This is a genomic window from Spongiactinospora sp. TRM90649 (assembly GCF_029382225.1).
GTDB lineage: Bacteria > Actinomycetota > Actinomycetes > Streptosporangiales > Streptosporangiaceae > Spongiactinospora.
The window spans coordinates 16185-36377 of the sequence record NZ_JARLTC010000002.1 but is presented as its reverse complement, the minus strand read 5'-3'; the positions used below and the strand labels follow the sequence as shown (position 1 = coordinate 36377).

General features: G+C 72.9%; 16 protein-coding genes and 1 pseudogene. 7 read left to right on the top strand and 10 right to left on the bottom strand.

Annotated elements, in window-relative coordinates; all coding sequences use genetic code 11:
• Nucleotides 1-102: 102 nt before the first annotated feature.
• Both P3X83_RS00215 and ald read left to right on the top strand, forming a co-directional pair.
• Nucleotides 103-674, top strand: a pseudogene (locus P3X83_RS00215) (aminotransferase class III-fold pyridoxal phosphate-dependent enzyme); the annotation flags it as partial.
• 180 nt (nt 675-854) lie between these two features.
• Nucleotides 855-1973 carry an alanine dehydrogenase gene (ald, locus tag P3X83_RS00210; RefSeq protein WP_277303156.1) on the top strand — a complete coding sequence of 373 codons (1119 nt, stop codon included), beginning with the start codon at nt 855-857 and terminating at the stop codon, nt 1971-1973.
• Nucleotides 1974-2001: 28 nt separating this feature from the next.
• Here the strand turns inward: ald and P3X83_RS00205 are convergent, their stop codons facing one another.
• The 3 genes from P3X83_RS00205 to P3X83_RS00195 form a co-directional block, all read right to left on the bottom strand.
• A complete protein-coding gene (locus tag P3X83_RS00205; RefSeq protein WP_277303155.1) occupies nt 2002-3378 on the bottom strand; it encodes a sel1 repeat family protein in 1377 nt (458 codons plus the stop codon).
• A gap of 141 nt (nt 3379-3519) precedes the next feature.
• Nucleotides 3520-4188: a response regulator transcription factor gene (locus P3X83_RS00200; RefSeq protein ID WP_277303154.1), complete on the bottom strand. Its 669-nt coding sequence runs from the start codon at nt 4186-4188 to the stop codon at nt 3520-3522.
• Nucleotides 4185-5309, bottom strand: coding sequence for a sensor histidine kinase (locus P3X83_RS00195; protein ID WP_277303153.1), 1125 nt, complete (start codon nt 5307-5309; stop codon nt 4185-4187). Before P3X83_RS00195 ends, P3X83_RS00200 begins: the two co-directional genes overlap by 4 nt.
• A gap of 146 nt (nt 5310-5455) precedes the next feature.
• Here P3X83_RS00195 and P3X83_RS00190 point away from each other — a divergent pair, with 146 nt between their 5' ends.
• A complete protein-coding gene (locus P3X83_RS00190; protein WP_277303152.1) occupies nt 5456-7270 on the top strand; it encodes a gamma-glutamyltransferase family protein in 1815 nt (604 codons plus the stop codon).
• On the opposite strand, the gene P3X83_RS00185 is transcribed toward P3X83_RS00190, so the two are convergent.
• Nucleotides 7254-8717 (bottom strand): NAD(P)/FAD-dependent oxidoreductase, encoded by a 1464-nt coding sequence (locus P3X83_RS00185; protein ID WP_277303151.1) that lies wholly within the window; start codon nt 8715-8717, stop codon nt 7254-7256. The genes P3X83_RS00190 and P3X83_RS00185 overlap by 17 nt on opposite strands.
• A gap of 116 nt (nt 8718-8833) precedes the next feature.
• Entirely contained in the window at nt 8834-9001 is a 168-nt protein-coding gene (locus tag P3X83_RS00180) for a hypothetical protein (protein ID WP_277303150.1), read from the bottom strand.
• A 148-nt stretch (nt 9002-9149) separates the two neighbouring features.
• On the opposite strand from P3X83_RS00180, the gene P3X83_RS00175 reads away from it, so the two are divergent.
• On the top strand, nt 9150-9938 hold the full coding sequence (locus P3X83_RS00175; protein WP_277303149.1) for an SURF1 family protein: 789 nt from the start codon (nt 9150-9152) through the stop codon (nt 9936-9938).
• Nucleotides 9939-10256: a DUF3817 domain-containing protein gene (locus P3X83_RS00170; RefSeq protein WP_277303148.1), complete on the top strand. Its 318-nt coding sequence runs from the start codon at nt 9939-9941 to the stop codon at nt 10254-10256. It begins immediately after the preceding gene.
• A gap of 15 nt (nt 10257-10271) precedes the next feature.
• On the opposite strand, the gene P3X83_RS00165 is transcribed toward P3X83_RS00170, so the two are convergent.
• From P3X83_RS00165 to P3X83_RS00145, 5 genes are all read right to left on the bottom strand, one after another.
• Nucleotides 10272-10466, bottom strand: a complete 195-nt coding sequence (locus tag P3X83_RS00165) for a hypothetical protein (RefSeq protein ID WP_277303147.1) — start codon at nt 10464-10466, stop codon at nt 10272-10274.
• A 101-nt stretch (nt 10467-10567) separates the two neighbouring features.
• Entirely contained in the window at nt 10568-11926 is a 1359-nt protein-coding gene (locus P3X83_RS00160; protein WP_277303146.1) for a protein kinase, read from the bottom strand.
• On the bottom strand, nt 11919-13406 hold the full coding sequence (locus tag P3X83_RS00155; RefSeq protein WP_277303145.1) for a serine/threonine-protein kinase: 1488 nt from the start codon (nt 13404-13406) through the stop codon (nt 11919-11921). The genes P3X83_RS00160 and P3X83_RS00155 overlap by 8 nt, the downstream gene beginning before the upstream one ends.
• Nucleotides 13399-14226, bottom strand: a complete 828-nt coding sequence (locus tag P3X83_RS00150; protein ID WP_277303144.1) for a hypothetical protein — start codon at nt 14224-14226, stop codon at nt 13399-13401. The genes P3X83_RS00155 and P3X83_RS00150 overlap by 8 nt, the downstream gene beginning before the upstream one ends.
• 5 nt (nt 14227-14231) lie before the next feature.
• Nucleotides 14232-15794, bottom strand: a complete 1563-nt coding sequence (locus P3X83_RS00145; protein WP_277303143.1) for a serine/threonine-protein kinase — start codon at nt 15792-15794, stop codon at nt 14232-14234.
• A 176-nt stretch (nt 15795-15970) separates the two neighbouring features.
• Between P3X83_RS00145 and P3X83_RS00140 the strand changes: the two genes are divergently transcribed.
• Together P3X83_RS00140 and P3X83_RS00135 are read left to right on the top strand one after the other, a co-directional pair.
• Complete coding sequence (locus P3X83_RS00140) at nt 15971-16663, top strand: response regulator transcription factor (RefSeq protein WP_277303142.1); 693 nt, start codon at nt 15971-15973, stop codon at nt 16661-16663.
• Nucleotides 16664-16685: 22 nt separating this feature from the next.
• The gene (locus P3X83_RS00135; protein ID WP_277303141.1) at nt 16686-20171 is read left to right on the top strand and encodes a DUF4153 domain-containing protein; all 3486 of its coding nucleotides are present in this window, start codon (nt 16686-16688) and stop codon (nt 20169-20171) included.
• The last annotated feature ends 22 nt before the right edge of the window (nt 20172-20193 follow it).

Below are 20193 nucleotides of genomic sequence, written 5' to 3'. Positions count from 1 at the left end.
CGATTACCGAAGTTCTTGCACTCTGTCACTACGCTTTCGCTTGGCAAGGCTATGGCCGCCATGCACACTGTGTAGTGCTCCACCGACCAAGGAAAGACCGGTATGACGCACCACGGGAACACCGACGCGGCGGCGGTGCGCGCGGCCGCGCAGGACAACCTCTGGCTGCACTTCACCAGGCACGGCGTCGACGAAGCCCCGATCATCGTGCGTGGCGGGGCGCCTATATATACGACCTCCACGGTAAGCGGTATCTCGACGGCCTGGCCGGGCTGTTCGTGGTCCAGGTGGGCCACGGCCGGTCCGAACTGGCCGAGGCCGCCGCCAAGCAGGCGGGGGAACTCGCGTACTTCCCGCTGTGGTCGCACGCGCACCCGAGGGCGGCCGAGCTGGCGGCACGCCTGGCGGAGCTGACCCCGGGCGAGCTGAACCGGGTCTTCTTCACCACCGGCGGCGGCGAGGCCGTCGAGTCGGCGTGGAAGCTGGCCAAGCAGTACTTCAAGGCCGTCGGCAAGCCGCTCAAGCACAAGGTGATCAGTCGCCGGATCGCCTACCACGGCACTCCGCACGGGGCGCTGTCGATCACCGGCATCCCGGCGTTCAAGGAGGTCTTCGAACCGCTGGTGCCCGGCACGGTCCACGTGCCGAACACCAACCACTACCGGGCGGACGAGATCACCGGCGTGCCCGGGATGTCGCCGGAGGCGTTCGGCGACCACTGATCTGCGGTCCCCAGGAGTTCGGTGCGATCGGGGAGATTCTGCGCCGGGTGCTCCGCGAGGCGTGGGACCGCCTCTAGTTCTCTGCGGCTCGCGCAACGGGGCACGGCCGCAGCAGCCCACGAAAGGACCACCATGAAGATCGGTGTCCCCGCCGAGGTCAAAAACCATGAGTACCGCGTCGCCCTCACCCCAGCGGGCGCCCACGAACTGGTACGCCACGGACACGAGGTCTACGTGCAGCGCGACGCGGGCCAGGGCTCGCACATCCCCGACGAGGACTATCTGGGCGCGGGGGCGAAGATCCTCGACTCGGCCGACGAGGTCTGGGCGCAGGGCGAGATGATCCTCAAGGTGAAGGAGCCCATCGCCGAGGAGTATCCGCGGATGCGCGACGGCCAGGTGCTCTTCACCTACCTGCACCTGGCCGCGTCGCGTCCCTGCACCGACGCGCTCCTCGACCGGGGGGTGACCTCGATCGCCTACGAGACGGTCCAGGTCGGCCGGGCGCTGCCGCTGCTCGCCCCCATGTCGGAGGTCGCCGGACGGCTGGCCCCGCAGGTCGGTGCCTACAACCTGATGCGCTTCAACGGCGGTCGCGGCGTGCTGCCGGGCGGCGTGCCCGGCGTGGCCCCGGCCAAGTTCGTGATCATCGGCGGCGGCGTGTCCGGGCTCAACGCGGCGCAGATCGCCGTCGGCATGGGGGCCGACGTGACGATCCTGGACGTCAACGTGGACCGGCTGCGCGAGATCGACGCCATCTACCAGGGACGGCTGAAGACCGTCGTCTCCACGGCGTACGCGCTGGAGCAGGAGGTCCTCGCGGCCGATCTGGTGATCGGGGCGGTGCTGATTCCCGGGGCGAAGGCGCCGACGCTGGTCTCCAACAAGCTGGTGGCGCGGATGAAGCCGGGCTCGGTACTCGTGGACATCGCGATCGACCAGGGCGGCTGCTTCGAGGACTCCCGGCCCACCACCCACGCGGATCCGACGTTCCGGGTGCACAACTCGATCTTCTACTGCGTGGCGAACATGCCGGGTTCGGTGGCCAACACCTCCACCTACGCGCTGACCAACCAGACCCTGCCGTACGCGGTCAAGCTCGCCGGCCTGGGCTGGCGGGACGCGCTGCGCGCGGACCCCTCGCTGGCGCTGGGGCTCAGCACCCACGCGGGCGGTCTGACCAGCGAGCCGGTGGCCCAGGCCCACGGCCTGCCATGGACCCCCACGGCCGAAGTGCTGGCCAACGCCTGAGCACTGAGCCGAGCCAGGCGAAGCAACGTCAAGAGTCGGGGGCGAGTCGCCAGCGCAGTCGCCTGGCGGTGGCGACGGCCTCGTCGATCTCGGTGGCCGCGGGCCACGGCGCGGAACCCGGTCGCAGCAGGACCGCCCGGATCTCCGCGAGCCGGGCCACGGGTTCTTCGGGCTCTCCGGCGGCTCCGCTCAGCCAGGCGGCGGGGTCGGCGTGGGCGGGGAGATGGCGGGTGATCTGCGCCCAGGTGCCGAGGATCTCGACGAGTTCGCCCGGGTCGAGCGGGACCTCGCCCCGGCGGCCGGTGGCGGCGGAGGCCAGCTCCGCCCTGGCCAGCAGTTCGGGGTCGGCGACCCGGCCGAGCGCGGGCGGCGGCATGTCGGCCGTCCAGGACCCGGCCTCGTCGGCGTCGCCCGCACCGCCCGTCATCGCCAGCAGGGTGCCCAGCTCGCGCGCGGCGGGGTGGTGGCCGCCGAGCGCGGCCTGGCGGAACCAGTGCTCCCCGCCGGGCAGGTCGCCGTCCTCGGCGATCAGCAGCAGTCCGAGGTTGAACGCGGCCTCGGCGTCGCCGCACGCCGCCGCGCGGCCGAACCAGTGGGTGGCGGAGGCGGCGTCGCCCAGCTCGACGCAGACGAACCCGGCCATCCGCTGGTCGCCGACCCGGCCCGCGTCGGCGGCCCGTTCGAACCAGCCGCGCGCGGTGCGCAGGTCGCCACGGGCCAGCGCGATGCCGCCGAGGTAGGAGGCGGCGGCCGGGTGGTCGCCGGAGGCGGCGAGCCGGAAGAACGCCTCCGCGCCGTCGGGGTCGCCGGTGGCCTGCGACAGCAGCCCGACGGCGCACGCCGCGGCGGCGTGGCCCTCGCGCGCGGCGACCTCCCACCAATGCAGCGCCCGGTCTTCCTCGCCCGCCTCGTAGGCGAGGTAGCCCAGGTCGAAGGCGGAGAACGGGTCGCCGCCCAGCGCCGCCTCGCGGTGCCACTGCCGGGCGTTGCCGGGCTCGCCGGCGTCTTCGCAGATCAGGGCCAGCCTGCGGGCGGCGGGGACGGAGCCCTTGCGCACGGCGTTCTCGTACCACCAGCGCGCGGCGGGGACGTCGCCGCGCCGTTCGAGCAGCAGGGTGGCCAGGTTGGCGGCGGCCTCGGCGTCGCCGAGCGCGGCGGCCTTCTCGTACCACCGCAGGGCCTGGTCGAAGGTGCCGTGCTTCTCGTGCCACATGCCCAGGTTGTAGGCGCTGTCGGCGTTGCCGATCTCGGCGGCCCACTCCCACCAGCCGCGCGCCCCAGGGTTGTCGCCGGCCAGCAGGGCGATTCGCCCGAGCCGGTGTGCGGCGTCGGGATCGCCCTCTTTCGCCGCCGCCAGCAGCGCGGGCACGGTCTGCACGCGCTGCGGGCCGGGCTGCTCTGTCATGCGCCCCTCCCGTGTCGAACGACCAAGAGAGTGGTAAGCGTATGGCAACTGAGAGTGATCGTACCATGTGAACGCCGGTAATTCCCTTTACCCGCACATGACCTGAGCCCCGCCGTCCAGCCCCGCCGCTCAACCCGGCTGTCAGCCCGCCGCCCAGCCCGGCCTGACGAGCCCCGACTCGTAGGCGATCACCACGAGCTGGGCCCGGTCGCGGGCGTGCAGCTTCATCATCGTCCGGCTCACATGGGTCTTGGCGGTCGCGGGCGACATGTGCAGGCGGCGGCCGATCTCGTCGTTGGTCATCCCGGCGGCCACCAGCGCGAGCACCTCGCGCTCGCGCTCGGTCAGCAGCGCCAGCTCCTCGGTGACCAGCGGTTCCTTGGCGCGCGAGGCGAACTCCTCGATCAGCCGCCGGGTGACGCCCGGCGACAGCAGCGCGTCGCCCGCCGCCACCACCCGGACGGCCTGGATCAGCTCGGCCGGTTCGGTGTCCTTGACCAGGAACCCGGACGCGCCGCCGCGCACCGCCTCGAAGACGTACTCGTCCAGCTCGAACGTGGTCAGCATGATGATCCGCACGCCGCGCAGGGAGTCGTCGGCGCCGATCCGGCGGGTGGCGGTCAGGCCGTCCATCCCCGGCATGCGGATGTCCATCAGCACCACGTCGGGCCGGTGCTCGCGGGCCAGGGACAGCGCCTCCGCGCCGTCGGCGGCCTCGGCGACCACGGTCATGCCTGGCTGCGCGTCCAGCAGCGCGCGAAAGCCCGCCCGTACCAGGCCCTGGTCGTCGGCGAGGATGATGCTGATCAATTCGACTCCTCGGGTAGGGGCAGCCGGGCCGACACGGTGAAGCCGGAGCCGTCGGGGGCGGCGCTGAGCGTACCGCCGAGGGCGTGCGCGCGCTCGCGCATGCCGGGCAGGCCGTTGCCGCTGCCCGCGTCGGCCAGCGCGCCCGGCCCGGGGCTCGGCGAGCCGGTGTCGGCGACGCGTACGGCCAGCGCACGCGCGGAGTACTCCAGCACCACCGTGACCTTCGCCCCCGGCGCGTGCCTGGTCACGTTGGTGAGGCTCTCCTGGATGATCCGGAAGACCGCGCGCTCCACGCTGGGCGGCACCGGGCGCGGCTCGCCGCGGACGCTCTTGGTGACGTCGAGGCCGGTGCGCTCGATCAGCTCGTCCAGCCGGTCGAGGCCCGCGGTGGGGGAGCGCGGCGCGTCCTCGCGCAGCACGCTGATCACCGAGCGCATCTCGCCGAGGACGTCCTTGCTGGCCTGTTTGATCGTGGCCAGCGCGGTGCGGGCCTGCTCGGGATGCTCGTCGATGAGGTGGAGCGCGGTGGACGCCTGCACGTGGATCAGCGAGATGTTGTGCGCCAGCACGTCGTGCAGCTCCTGGGCCATGGTCAGCCGCTCCTCGCTGGCCTGACGGCGCAGCTCCTCGCGGCTCACCCGCCGCCGCTCGGCCAGGCGTTCGCGCTGCACCCGGACGATCTCGGAGACCGTCAGCACCAGCAGCACGAACGCGGCGACGGACAGGTTGTGGAACAGGTCGGGGCGCGGCCTCGGCTCGATCCAGGTGACGTAGGCGAGGACGAACGCGGTGAACCCGGCGGCCGACAGCCAGGCGGCCCGCCGGTGGCCGAGCGTCACCGCCGTGTACAGCAGCACGATGGGGGCCGCGAACGGCGGGCCGTACGGGTAGCCCGCCAGCAGGTAGACGCAGGTGACGACGGTGGTGATCACCAGGGCCGGCACCGTCCAGAACCGGCGCAGCGCGACCATCAGCGGGCCGACGGCCAGCAGCGCGAAGCCGAGCGTGTCCGTGGGAACCCGGTCGGGCTGCACGTACTGGACGCCGCGCGCCGTGACGAACTGGAACACGCCGACCAGCAGCGCCGGGGCGACGTCTGTCCAGCGGATTCGGGCTAGCACATGCAAAACCGTACGCCACGGCCCTGACCAGCGCGTCGTCCCTTGGGGGCACCCGGGGATACGCCGGTGGGTGTATCCCCGGATCGCTGTTGAGCCGTTTCGGCTATTGAGTCATGCTGAAGATCCGCGTTGCGAAGGAGCGCCGCATGTCCGCACGCACGACCGCACGCACTTCCCCCCGCCTCGCCGTACCGGTGGCCGCGATCTCGCTGCTGATCGGCGCGACCGGTCTGACCGGCCTGGTCGGCGTACCGGCGGCCGCACGCACCGGCCCGCCGTCCGGTTCCGAGGGAAAGGTCCCGGTGGCCGAGGGGTACGGCGGCGCCGTCGCCACGGTGGACCTCGACGCCAGCAGGTCGGCGCTGGCGGTGCTGCGGCGCGGCGGCAACGCGGTGGACGCCGCGGTCGCGGCGGCGGCCACCCTGGGCGTGACCGAGCCCTACTCCGCCGGGATGGCCGGTGGCGGCTTCCTGCTCTACTACGACGCCAAGCGCGGCCGGGTCTTCACCGTGGACGGCCGGGAGGCGGCCCCGCGCGCCATGACCGGGACCTCTTTGCAGGAGAACGGCCAGGCCATCCCGTTCGACGAGGCGGTCACCAGCGGCCTGTCGGCGGGGGTGCCCGGCAGCGTGGCCCAGTGGGACCTGGCCCTGCGCAGGTTCGGCACGATCGGCCTGCGCGAGGCGCTCAAGCCCGCCATCGAGGTGGCCGCCAAGGGCTTCGTGGTGGATCAGACCTTCCACGACCAGACCGTGGCCAACCAGGCCAGGTTCGCCGACATCACCTCCACCGCCGCGCTCTACCTGCCGGGCGGCGCACCGCCCGCCGTGGGCTCGGTCTTCCGCAACCCGGCGCTCGCCGAAACCTACCGTGAGCTGGGCAAACGCGGCCCGTCCTGGCTGTACGGCGGACGCCTGGGCGCCGAGGTCGTCGCCACCGTGAAGAACCCGCCGGTCCGCCCCGGCACCACCAGGAAGGTCCGCCCCGGCCTGATGGAGCTGTCCGACCTGCGGGCATACCGCGCGGTCGAGCGCGCCCCCGCCCGGGTGTCCTTCCGGGGCCTGGAGGTGTACGGCATGGCCCCGCCGTCCTCCGGCGGCTCAACCGTGGGCGAGGCGCTCAACATCCTGGAGGCGCTGCCCCAGGCCGGCCTGCACGAGTACCTGGAGGCGTCGCGCCTGGCCTTCGCCGACCGGGGCGCCTACGTCGGCGACCCGGCGTTCGTGGACGTCCCGCTGCGCGAGCTGCTGTCCGACGGCTTCGCCAAGGAACGCGCGTGCCTGGTCGGCGCGACCGCCCTGGCACACCCGGCCGCGCCCGGCAGCCCCGACGGCGCCTACGGGCCGTGCCAGGCCGCGTCGCCGGGCAAGGAGGCGCCCCCGGCCCCAGAAGGGCCGGAGACCAGCCACCTGGTGGTGTCCGACCGGTGGGGCAACGTGGTCGCCTACAACATCACCATCGAGTCCACCGGCGGCAACGGCGTCGTCGTCCCCGGGCGCGGGATGCTGCTCAACAACGAGCTGACCGACTTCACCTTCGGCCCGGCCCCCGGCGACCCCAACCTGCCCGCGCCCGGCAAGCGGCCCCGTTCGTCGATGGCCCCGACGATCGTGCTCGACGACGGCCGCCCGGTGCTGGCGGTGGGCTCGCCCGGCGGGTCGACGATCATCACGACCGTGCTGCAGATCCTGGTCAACCGCTACGAGCTGGGCATGTCGCTGCCCGAGGCGCTCGCCGCGCCCAGGGCCACCCAGCGCAACACCGCGCAGACCCAGGCCGAGCCCGCCTTCATCGCGGCCCACGGCCCGGCGCTGATCGCCAAGGGGCACTCGTTCGCGGCCAACCCCGAGATCGGCGCGGCCACCGGCCTGGAGTTCCTGGACGGCGAGCGGGTGCGCGCGGTCGCCGAGCCGGTCCGCAGGGGCGGCGGCAGCGCGCTGGTGGTCAGGGAGCGGCGATGAGCCGGTAGTCGCGGGCCCGGACCCTCCGGGTCCGGGCCACGTATTCGAAGGTGAAACCAGGCCAGATGGTGCTGTTCCGGCCGTCGCGGTCGAGGTACCAGCTATCGCAGCCGCCCCGCGACCACACCCGGCGGCGCAGCCGCCGCTGCACGCCCCGGTCGTAGGCGGCCTGCGCCTCCGGCCGCACGTCGAGGGCCCGCGCGCCGGTCCGGGACAGCAGCCGCAGGCATTCCAGCACGTAGTGGACCTGCGCCTCGATCATGAGCAGCACCGAGGTGTGGCCGAGGCCGGTGTTGGGGCCGAGCAGCAGGAACAGGTTGGGGAACCCGGCCACGGTCACGCCCAGGTGGGCGGAGACGCCGTCGCGCCAGGTGTCCTGGATCTTCAGTCCGCCCGATCCGGTGATGTGCCGGTCCGCGAGGGCGTCGGTGACGCGGAAGCCGGTGCCGTAGACGATCACGTCGGCCGGGCGCTCGGCCCCGGTGTCGTCGATGATCGACGACGGCGTGACGCGTGCGATGCCGTCGGTCACCAGCGTGACGCTGTCGCGGGTCAGCGCCCGGTAGTAGTCGTTGGACAGCAGGATGCGCTTGCAGCCGATGGTGTACGACGGCGTGAGCCTGGCCCGCAGGTCCGGGTCGGGCACCTGCCGGGCCAGGTGGCGCAGCGCGACCTGCCGCTGCGACTCCATCAGGCGCGGGTCCACCGTGAAACCGAGCGCGCGGGCCTCCAGCAGCCAGTAGATCCCGGCCCGCAGCGCCTTTCGTGCCGGGGGCAGGGCGCGCAGCACCGCCTTGGCGCGGGGGGAGAACGCGAAGTCGGGCCTCGGCTGGACCCACGGCGGAGTGCGCTGGTAGACGTGGACCTCGGCGGCGATCTTCGCGATCTCTGGGACGAACTGGACGGCCGAGGCGCCGGTGCCGATCACGGCCACGCGCCTGCCGGTGAGATCGCTCGCGTGGTCCCACCGCGCGGAGTGGAAGGCCGGGCCGGTGAACGTCTCGTGGCCGGGGAGCGATGGAAGCGACGGAACGTGCAGGGCCCCGGTGCCGGAGATCACCGCGTTCGCGTGAATCGTCTCGCCGCCGGAGGTCGTCACCCGCCACCGGCGGGTGGCGTCGTCGTACTCCAGCCCGGTGACCTCCGTGCCGAACCGCAGGTGGGCGGCCAGGTCGTAGCGGCGCACGCAGTGCCGCAGGTACTCCCAGATCTCGGGCTGCGGCGAGAACATCCGCGACCAGCCGGGGTTCGGCTCGAAGGAGAACGAGTACAGCGGGGACGGCACGTCGCACGCGCAGCCGGGATAGGTGTTGTCACGCCAGGTGCCGCCGTGGTCGGCGGCCTTCTCCAGCACCACGAAGTCGTGGTGGCCGGCCTCCTTCAGCTTGATCGCCATGCAGACGCCGGAGAACCCGGCCCCGATGATGACGATGCCCGGGTCGGCCATGCGATCGCGCTCCTCCTCGACGACGGCTCCAGCGTAGTGCGCGACCGCCGGCCAATCACCGAAAGCGCCGCGGCCGCATGGGCCGTCGGCGCTGAGTGTCCGCGCGGGCTCGGGTTCTAGCCGAGCAGCAGGAAGAGGCCCACGGCCACGATGGCGACCGCGACCACGCCCACGACCACGGGGATGACGTAGGACGGACGCGCCTTGGCGGCGTCCGGTTCGTTGCGCTGTGCGAAGGCCCGGAACTGCTGCGTGTTGCCCGCCGGGTCGATCTGATCAGACATGACGAAGACTCTAGCCACTCCGGCAAGGCCGCCGTCAGGGCTTTGTCCTATTTGGCGGCAACGGGTATCGCGTTCGGCGGCAACGGGCAGCGCCGCTCAACCGCCGGTCGGGCGCGGGGGCGGCCTGGTGGGCGGATAGCGTGGAGCCATGCTGCGGACCGTGTTCTCCTCGCGCCTGGTGGGCCTCCACCTGGTGGCGATCGCGGCGCTGGCGGTCTTCGGCCTGCTCGGCCGGTGGCAGCTCGGCGTCTTCGAGGACTCGGGACGCCCGATGGCGGCGCGGGATCCGGCCCCGGTCGCGGTGTCCGCGCTGTCGAGCCCCGGCGTCCACATCACCGCCGACGCGGTCGACCGGCGGGTCACCGCCGAAGGCGTCTTCGACGCCTCGCGCAGCCTGCTGATCGCCCAGCGCGACGACGGCTTCTGGCTGCTGACCGCGCTCGACCTCGGCGACGGTACGCAGATCCCGGTGGTGCGCGGCTGGGTGGCCCGCGCCGACGACCCGGCCGTGGCGGCGGTGCCCACCGGCAGGGTCACGGTGGCAGGACGCCTCCGGCCGCCGGAGCAGGTGGACGAGGCGCTGCGGCGGGTCCGCACCCTGCCCGCCGGGCAGATGCTGAGCGTCTCCACCGCCGAGCTGATCAACGTGTGGCCGGGGGCGCGGCTGCGCGACGGCTACGTGGTGGCGACCGGGCAGACCCCGGCCCCGGCCGTCGCGGCCGGGCAGGTTCCGGCGCCGGCGCCCATCACCCAGGGTGAGATGACCTGGCGGAACCTCGCCTACGCCGCCAACTGGTGGATCTTCGGGGTGTTCACCGTCTTCATGTGGTTCCACTACATCCGCGACGCTCACCGGCGGCGCGTGGGGGAACTCCGGGAAACCGAGCATGACCAGGGCGCGGATAGTGTGGCCCTGTCCGAATCGTCAACGAGGTAGATGACCGTGGAATCCGCGCTGAAGCCCTTCCGGGTGCTGGCCTACATCGTCGGTGTCATGTTGCTGCTGCTGGTGGCGGGCATGGTGCTCAAATACGCCTTCGACGTGCCAGGACCGGTGTCGGTGATCTCACCGATCCACGGCTTCCTCTACGCCGTCTACCTGCTCGCGGCGCTGAACCTGGGCATGAAGGCGCGCTGGACGTGGCCGTACACGCTGGGGGTGCTGCTCGCGGGCACGGTGCCGCTGCTGTCGTTCGTGATCGAACGCAAGGTCACCCGCCGCGTGCACGACCTGGGGGCGGCCGCCGCCGCGTGACGCGGCGGGGCCGGTTCAGCGGCCGAGGCGGCGCTTGTTGACCCTGCGCAGCCGCTCGCGCTGGCTGGGGTCGAGCATGTAGTAGGCGGCGGCCGGGCCACCAAGCAGGGCGATCACGATGATCCAGCCGATCAGGGCGGGCAGCGGCAGCATCAGGATGATCACCGATGCGATGGCCGCGCCGATGTAGTACTTCCCCAGTGGCGACATGATGGGCCTCTCCTTCAGGTGGGGCCACACGCCCCGCCCTGTCATTGTGCGTCGCCCGGACAACGAGTGGGCGGGTGGTAGGGGTTCCAACACGGTGACCCCTACCCTTCGGCGAGTGCGCGAAGCACCCATTCGGCGATCTTCACCGACCCGGCCACGGTACGCCTGTCCGGGTCGGCCGGGCCCTGGCGTGTGTACTGTACCGAGACCAGCACGTTGGCGACCCGGTAGACCAGGTCGGTGCTGTAGGTGAGCTCGTTGGTCATCTCCGTGACGTAGGTCTGCTCGCCGGGTCCGTCGTAGATCCGCGGTGGCACGACGTGCCGTACCGGCAGGCCCACGCCCGTCTTCTTCCTGGCGGTCTCCTCACGAAAGAACTTCACGAAGTTGACGCGGGCCCGCTCCAGGGCCGTGTCACCGTATCTCGCGATATAGCGCCGGAACTGCACGCGCAGCGTGAACCGCTGGTTCGCCGGTTGCAGGTCGGCCGACGACCACGAGCAGTCGCCGAGCGTCCGGCTCGGATTGACCTTGAGCCCCATCTCCCGCGCCTGCTCCCTGGTGAGGTAGTCGCAGTTCTCCGGGACGGCGACGAAGTACGTGGGCAGCACGATCGGCGTCGCCGTGGGGGAGGGCGCGGGGACCGGCTCGGCGCGGATCGAGGGCCACAGCAGCACCCCTGCGGCGACCACGAGCGCCGTCGCCGCCGCGCCGCCGCTCACCAGCGCGGCCCGGCGGATCAGGCGGCGGCGGGGGGCCAGGCGCAGCAGCGTCAGCCGTACCGACGCGTCGTCGGGGCGCAGCGACGGGTCGTCGCCGAGCAGCGCCGCCAGCAGCGGGGCGAGCGGGCCCTCCGGGATGTAGGAGCCGGAGCGGGTGGGGTCGATGAGCGGCGTACCGTCCATCGCGACCGGCGTGCCGTGGCCGCCCGGCGGATGCCCGGCGAGCGCGGTGTAGAGCATCGAGCCCAGGCCCCGCATGTCGTCGCCGTGCGAGCCGGTGGTGGCGAACCCGGAGACGGCGATCCGGCCGTCCGGGGCCAGGACCACCGCGTCCGGGGTGAGCCCGCCGTGCGTCACCCCGGCCGACTTGGCCGCGGTCAGCGCGTCGAACACCCGCAGGCCGATGTCGGCGACCCGCTCGGCGGTCTGCGGGCCCTCCGCGCGCAGGGTCTGCGAGAGCGTGCGCCCGGTGACCAGCTCGCAGACCACCCAGATCCGGTCGGTGGCGATCAGCACGTCGTGGATGGTGACGATCGCCGGATGCCGCAGCCCCGCGGCCGCCCGCACGGTGGCGAGCACCCGTTCGCGCTCGGGCCCGGACGGCGGCAGCGGCACCTCGCTGATCGCCACGTCCCGGTGCAGCAGCTCGTCGCGGGCCCGCCACGGGCCGCCCGCCTGGTCGAGACGGCCCAGCAGCCGATACCGGCCGCCGAGCAGCCCGCCCGCGGGATCAGCCACGGCTGTTCAGCTCCTCGGCGGCGTACCTGGCGTACTCCAGCCCCTTGGCGGCCAGTTCCGGGGTCATCTTCTTGCCCTCGATCGAGTACTGCACCTTGACCATCAGGTTGCTGGACTGGAACACCACCGTCGTGTAGGCGCGGTCGGTGATCGCGTTGTTGTCGACGGCGAAGGAGTCCTTGCCGACGCCCGACACCGCGTACGGCGGGCGGGCCTCGCCGAACGTGCCGGTTCCCGCGTCGGCGGCCGACTTCTCCCGTTCGTGCAGCAGGAAGGCGTTGGCCACTTCGGGTGCGGTGAGCGTCGGGGATGGCTTGTAATGAAAAATCGTGATCCGGACTTCGTCGCCACCGGACGTCGAGTTCCAGTAGCAGAACTTCCCGGCCTTCTCGTCCAGGTGGCTCTCCGGCGTCGGGGCGATGCGCGCCGCCTGGTCGTGGGTCAGCAGCGCGCACGGATCGGGCGGCTCGGGAAAACGACCCAGCCGCGGATCGACGGTGGGCGACGTGGCCGCCGCCGGCCCGCCCGGCCCGCCGCCTGACCTCGTCAGCGCGATGCCCGCGCCGACGGCCACGACCGCCAGCACGGCGAGGATCGCCGCCGTCACGCGCAGGCGCCGCGCGGGCCGTCCGCGCCGCAGCGACGGGGCGGCCCGGCCCTCCGCCACCGCGCGCAGCGCCGTGCGCAGCTCGGTCACGCCCGGCCGTACCCGCGGGTCCTTCTCCAGGACGGTCAGCAGCACCGGCCCGAGGTGCCCCGCCCGGGTGGGCGGCGGCGTCGGCTGGGTGAGCACCGCCCCCAGCGTCGCCACCGGCATCGCCCGGTGGAACGGCGAGCGCCCCTCCACGGCCGCGTACAGCGTCGCCCCCAGCGACCACAGGTCGGCGGAGGGGCCGTCGGCCGCGCCGCGCAGCCGTTCCGGCGCGATGTACCCCGGGGAGCCCACCAGGCTGCCCGGCCTGGTCGGGCCGGTGTCGTTCTCCAGCGTGGCGATGCCGAAGTCGGTGAGCAGCACCCGCCCGTCTTCGGCGATCATGATGTTGCCCGGCTTGACGTCGCGGTGCATCAGCCCGCCCCGGTGGGCGTGGGCCAGCGCGTCCAGCACGGCCAGGCCGATCACCGCGACCCGCTCGGGCGGCAGCGGGCCGTCCCGCTTCACGGCCTGCTCCAGGGAGAGCCCCTTGACCAGGTCCATCACGATCCACGGCCGGTCGTCCTGGAGGATCACGTCGTGGACGGCCACGATGGCGGGGTGGCCGAGCATGGCGGCGGCGCGGGCCTCGCGCATGGTCCGCTCGTTCAGCTCCGCGCGCTGCGCCTGGGGCAGGTACGGCGCGGGCCGCATCTCCTTGATCGCGACCTCGCGTCCCAGCAGGTCGTCCTGCGCCCGCCAGACCACGCCCATGCCTCCCGCGCCGAGGCGTTCGAGCGGGCGGTAGCGGCCCGCGAGCGGGAGCGGCAGATCCGAACGGTCAGCCACGGGCGGCGACCTCCGCCATGATGGCCCGCGCGGCCTTCTCCGCGCCCGCGGCGAGCCTGCCGTCCTTGTCGTCCTTGGCCCCGCCGCGCTTGTACTCGACCTGCAGGACGAGGTTGCTCTTCCTGATCACCACGATCCGCTTGGCCGTCCCGCCGAAGATGTCGATCGAGGTGGACTCGGTGTAGGCGATCGCCTCGTCGCCCAGGCCGGACAGCGTGTCGAGGGGCGCGGGCGACGGCGAGGCGGTGGAGGACTTGCCCTTCTGGAGGTATTCGTCCTTCTCGCCGGTGAAGTGGTCCCGGGCCTTGGCGACCTCGCCGTCCCCCGGCTTGTACCAGGTCATCCGGAGCAGCAGGTCGTACTTCGCGGCCTCGGGCAGCCGGAAGTCGCTGGTCAGCCAGTTGCACTCCTCCCGGGAGACCTCGGAGGTCTTCAGGTTGGGCACCAGCTCGGCGGCCAGCGCGTCGCCGAGCAGGCTGCAGGCCCGGGGCGCGGCGGTGAACGTGCCGTGCTCCGCCGTGCCCGAGCCCGTCGCCGACGGGCTGGGCGTACCGCCCGCCGCCGTCGTCCCGCTCCGGAGGTAGGGCGCGGCCAGTACCCCGATCGCCACGGCCATCGCGACCATCAGCAGCACGGCGAACACCGCGACCGGGCGCGGCACCAGCACCCCGCCCCTGGCCGGGGCGCCCATCGTGGTCCGCGTGCCGCCCGGATTGTCGGCGGCGGCGGTCCCGCCCATGGCCGTTCCGCCGCCGGTCTTGGTCTCGCCGGGAGGCCCCATCGGGAAGCCGCCGCCGCCGGAGGAGGTGTTCCGGTGCATCGGCCTCAGCTCGCCCGGTCCATCGCCTGGGTGATCCAGCGCGTCGCCGTGCCCGCCGCCGCCCGCATCGCCTGCTCGTCCTTCGCGCCGTCGAGGACCACGTAACAGACCTCGACGACCAGGTTGTCCATGCGTGTCACGAGGTAGGTCTGCTCCATCTTCAGGTGGTTCCTGTTGTCGTACTGGTGGTAGGCGAACGCCTCGGCGCCGAAGCCGGAGACCGGTTCGGCGCCGGTCACCCGCGCCGAGCGCAGCTCGTTCGCGCCGATGCCCGGCCACTTCCAGCCGAGCGACCCCGAGGGCAGCGCCGCGTTGCGCACGTTGACGAACCACTCGTGGGCCCGGCGCGGGCTGGCCCCCCAGATCGACTCCTCGCTGGAGAACGCCAGGGCTCCGACCGGAGTGACCGTGAGGGCCATGCCCTTGGCGAGCCACTCGCAGCCCTCGCGGTTCGTCGGCTTGCCGGTGGTCGTGGTGGCGGTGGGGAGCAACTGCCTGATCTGCTCCTCGGTCAGCATCTGGCAGAACTTCAGCGGGATCGCGTACTTGCCCGGCTCCTCGCTCAGCCGGGCCGGCTTGGGTGCGGGGGCGGCCGACGCGGCCCGCACCGTGTTCACGCCGAACGCCGTACCGGCGGCGATCACCGCCAGCGCGGCGATCATCGCCGGTATGGCCGGCCACGCCGGGCGGCGCCGCCTTGCCGGGACGGTCGCCGGACCGGTGGACGGGGGAGGGGGGACCGGCGCGCCGGGCCGTCCCGAGGCCATGTCGCGCAGCATCCCGGTGGCCACCGCGGGCGGCGGCCGGTCGCCCGGCTCGCGGGCGAGCAGGTGCAGCAGGACCGGCCCCAGCTCCCCGGCCCGCTCCGGTGGGTCGGCCGGTTCGCCGAGCACCCTGCCGAGCACGGCGATCGGCGTGTCCGCGTCGTGCGGCGGACGACCCTCCACCGCGAAGTAGAGGGACGCGCCCAGCGACCACAGGTCGCCCTCCGGGCCGTCCGCGTCGCCGCGCAGCCGTTCTGGCGCGATGTACGCGGGGGAGCCGATCAGGTGGACCGTACGGCCGACCGTGGCCTCCCCCTCGATCGCGGCGGCCCCGAAGTCGGTGAGGACGGCCCGCCCCGTCCTGGTGAGGAAGATGTTGCCCGGCTTGACGTCGCGGTGGACCACCCCGGCGGCGTGCGCGGCGGCCAGCGCGGCCAGGATGTGCACCCCCGCCCGCGCGACCTGGTGTGGGGGCAGCAGCCCGCGCTCGGCCACGGCGCGCTCCAGCGAGACGCCGCTCAGCAGCTCCATCACCAGCCACGGCCGTCCGTCCTCGACGAGCACGTCGTGCACGGTCACGATGGACGGATGGCGCAGCCGTGCGGCGATGTTGGCCTCGCGCACGGCCGCCGCGCAGATCTCCTGGCGGCGGTCGTCGTCGATGCCGGGCGGAAGGCGGATCTCCTTGATCGCCACATCCCTGCCCAGCACGTCATCGATGGCGAGCCAGACGGTGCCGACCCCGCCTTCCCCCAGCGGGTTCAGCAGCCGGTAGCGTCCGGCCAGCCGTCGGGCGCCGATCAATGGCCCTCCCGGTCCGACGTCTGTGGCCCTAGCAAAATAGCCACTTCCGGACAAGACGGCCACCTCGCAGGATCAAGGCGGTGTGGCGGACCAGGTGGCCGACCCTCACCTGAGTACACGGTTTCTGCACATTCCGGGTACTCGTATCTGCACTGGGACGCTCTAGCCTGCTGGTCATGGCCAATCCGCAGCAACGAAGCGTCCTGCTGGTCGAAGACGACGAGACGATCGCGCGGGCCGTGCGCGACCGGCTGGCCGCCGAGGGCTTCGCGGTGCGGGTCGAGGGCGACGGCGGGCGCGCGCTGGCCGCCTACGCCACCTTCGAACCCGACGTCGTGGTGCTCGACCGGCTGCTGCCCGGCCTGGACGGACTGGAGCTGTGCCGCAGGATGCAGGCCGCCCGGCCGGTGCCGGTGCTCATGCTGACCGCGCTGAGCGAGGAGACCGACCTGCTGGTCGGCCTCGGCGTCGGCGCGGACGACTACATGACCAAGCCGTTCAGCATGCGCGAGCTGGTGGCCAGGGTGCACGCCCTGCTGCGGCGCGTGGAGCGCGCCACGCAGCTCACCGCGGGCGACAGCGTGATCAGGGTGGGCGAGGTCGAGATCGACACCGCCGAGCGGCGGGTGTACGTGCGCGGCGCGGAGGCGCAGCTCACCAGGACCGAGTTCGACCTGCTGCGCCGTCTCGCCGACCGTCCAGGCCAGGTCTACGAACGGGAGCGGCTGCTCTCCGACATCTGGGGCTTCTCCGAGGCGGCGGCCACCCGTACCGTGGACAGCCACGTACGCGCGCTGCGCAAGAAACTGGGTCCCGACGTCGTCAGGACCGTGCACGGCGTGGGCTACGCCCTCGCCAAGTCCCCCTGACCCCTACTCCGAGGTCCCATATATGAGACCGCTCGACTTCCTCGGCCGCATCAAGGTCAAACTGGGTGTGGTGATCGTGCTCGCCGTCGCGGTGGCCTTCGTGGTCAACGAGGTGGGCATCAACTCGGGGATACCGCGCGACGTCCGGATCGCGGTCGCCGTGCTGCTCGCCGTGGTCATGGTCCAGCTCATGGCCAGGGGCATGACCAGGCCGCTGCGCGAGATGGCCGCCGCCGCCCACATCATCGCCAAGGGCCGGTACGGCGAGCGGGTCCGCGCCACCTCCCGCGACGAGGTCGGCGAGCTGGCCAGGGCGTTCAACGCGATGGCCGCCGACCTGGGCGAGGTGGACAGGCAGCGCCGGGAGCTGATCGCCAACGTCAGCCACGAGCTGCGCACCCCGATCACGGCGCTGCGGGCCGTCCTGGAGAACATCGTGGACGGCGTCTCCACCGCCGACCCGCAGACCCTCGGCACGGCGCTGGCCCAGACCGAACGGCTCGGCAAGCTGGTCGGCCAGTTGCTCGACCTGTCCCGCCTGGACTCCGGCGCGCTGCTGATCGACATGGACACCGTCGGCCTGGAACCGCTCATCGAGCAGGCCCGCCGCGAGGCCACGCTCGCCCGCGACGACGTGACCGTGCGCGGCGAGGTGACGCCCGACCTCACGGTGCGCGCCGACCCGGCGCTGCTCGCCCAGGTCCTGGCCAACCTGCTGGACAACGCGGTCCGGCACAGCCCGCCCGGCGGGACGGTCACCGTCGCGGCCGAAACGGGCGGCGCCGGGATCCGGATCCTGGTCCGCGACCAGGGGGCGGGGATCCCGGAGGACGAGCGGGCCCACGTCTTCGAGCGCTTCTCCCGGCTCGACCCGGCCAGGGCCGCCGACGCGGGCGGCAGTGGACTGGGGCTGGCGATCGTCAAGGAGATCGTGGAACTGCACGGGGGGACGGTCCGCATCGAGGACGGTCCGGGCTGCCGGATGGTCGTCGAGCTGCCCGGGCGGATCGTGGTGATGGCGGACCCGCCGCCGGAAGAGGCACCCGCCGAGGTTCCCGAGGTCGTCGCCGTCGCCGCGCCGCCCGTGGAGGAGCCGCAGGTGCGCAAGCCCGTCCTGGCGGCGGTGGGGCGGGGAGGTCCGGCGATGTTCACGTTCCCGGTGGGAGAGGAGAGCGGTATGTCCACGGCGCCACGTACGGAGGAGACACCCGCCGAGACCATGGAAGGCACAGAAGGCACAGAAGGCACAGTAAGCCCGGTAAGCCCGGTAGGCGCGGCAGGCACGGCCACGCCCTCCGGTTCGACCTCTACGGCATCCCCTGACGGCACTCCCGCTCCGGAGCCGCCCCCGGCGCAGGTCGCCGGCTCCATGGCGCCGGCCGTCCCGCCGGAAGCACCACCCTCTGCCGGACCGCCGGGCCCGGCCACACCCGCCGAGCCGTCGGACGTGCCCCCAGACGGGCCGTCGGCCACGGCACCCGCCGTTCCAGTGGGCATGCCCCGGCCGCCGGGCCCTGGGGGACCGGGCGGCGGCTGGGAGCGTCCGGCGGGCGGCCAGTGGCCGCCGCTGCCTCCGCCTCCGCACATCACCTCATACCCCAGGAACTGGGGCATGGCCCTCGCCTTCGGGATCGTCGGCGCGTTCTTCGGGATGGTCGGCGGGGTGATCGCCGGCGTCGTGCTCTCGATGGTGGACGCGCTCGCGGTCATGTTCGTCGGCGCGCTGATGCTGGCGGCGGGCGCGTTCACGGGCATCGTGATCGGCGCGACCCGGATCGCCGACCCGCTGCCGCGTCCGCAGACGCACCTTCCCGCGCCGCCGAACCGGCCGCAGCGCCCGATGCCCGGCCCGATGCCGGATCCGGTTCCCGCGCCGGTGCCGATGCCGGTGAGCCCGTCGTCCGCCGTCGCGTCCCCCGTCGCGCCCCCCAGGGGGAAGGAGGTCGAGAAGGACGGCGTGCCGCTGCCCCAGCCACCGCCGCCGCCGTACCGGCCGCAGGGCGTGCAGCCCGTCTACACCCCGCCCCCGCTCTTCCCCCGTCCCACCGTGCCCGACATGCCCCGCTGGGGCCTGCCCGCGATCGTCGCGGCCGGCCTGCTGGCCGCCGTGCTCGTTCCGTACGGGGCGCCCGGCATCGGCATCGCGATCGTCGCGGTGGTCATGGGCGCGGCCGTGCTGCCCGCCGTCTGGCACCGGCTGGACCGCTGGTCCATCGCCCTCGCCCTGATCGGCTACGCGCTGATCGGCACGGTGACCTTCCTGGACGCCGAATGGGTGGTCTTCCCGTCCATGCTCGCCGGGTTCTGCCTGGTCTCCCTGGCCCTGTCCGGCGCGGGCCGCGGCTGGCTGGGCGTGCTGCGGGGCGGCGCCTCGGTCCTGCTCGCCCTGCTCCCGCTGCCGTGGTTCCTCGGCCACCCGCTGCGCGCGGTGGGGCGGCGCAGGCCGCGCAAGCTCGGCCACGTGGCCGCGGGGATCGCCCTCACCCTCGGCCTGCTCGGCATCTTCGGCGCGCTGTTCGCCTCCGCCGACCCGGTCTTCTTCTCCTACGTGGACGCCCTGCTCACCGTACCCTCCTGGCTGAACACCGTACCGGCCAGGGTGGCGGCGTTCCTGATCTGCGCCGTGCTGGTGGGCGCGGGACTGCTCGTGGGCCTGCGCCCGGTGAACGAGCCGGTCGCGCCCCGGGTGGGCCTGCGGGTCGGCCGCTCGGTCTGGGCGCTGCCGCTGGTCGCCCTGAACCTGCTGTTCACCGCGTTCGTCGCGGTGCAGATCTCGGTGCTGTTCGGCGGCAACCGCCGGGTGGTCAGCACGGCGGGCCTCACCTACGCCGACTACGCCAGGGAGGGCTTCTTCCAGCTCCTCGTGGTCAGCGTGTTCGTGCTGGCGGTGGTCGCGATGGCCGCGGCCACGATCTCGGTGCGCGGGGGCGAGCGCTGGGCGATGGGCCTGCTGCTCGGCATGCTCTGCGTGCTCACCATGGTGATCCTCGCCTCGGCCATGCACCGCCTCGGCCTCTACACCGCCGCCTACGGCCTGACCCGGTTGCGTGCCTCGGTGGGCGCCACGATCATCTGGCTCGCCGTGGTGTTCCTCCTGGTCATCGTGGCCGGAGCGGTACGGCTGGCGCTGCGGAGCGGCGGCGGCTGGCTGCCCAGGGCACTGGTCGCCGTGACCGGTCTCGGACTGGTCGCGTTCGCCGTATGGAACCCCGACCTGCGGGTGGCGCAGACTCAGTTCGAGGCCAGGAAGACGGTGGAACGCCTGGACGCCGACTACCTCAACGAGCTGGGCGCCGAGGCCGTCCCCGCGCTGGACCGGCTGCCCGACCCGATGCGAAGCTGCGTGATCAACGACGTGGCCATCGAGAACGGGCTGTACCGGCCCGACTCCTGGAACGGCTGGAACCTCGCCAGGCAGCGCGCCCGGGAGGTGATCGCCAAGCGCCCGCCCAAGGCCGGGGTTTCATGTCCGGTATCCGCGTATCGCACGGAGTCCGGGAACCCCTGATCCCGATAAACTGCTGGGCAGG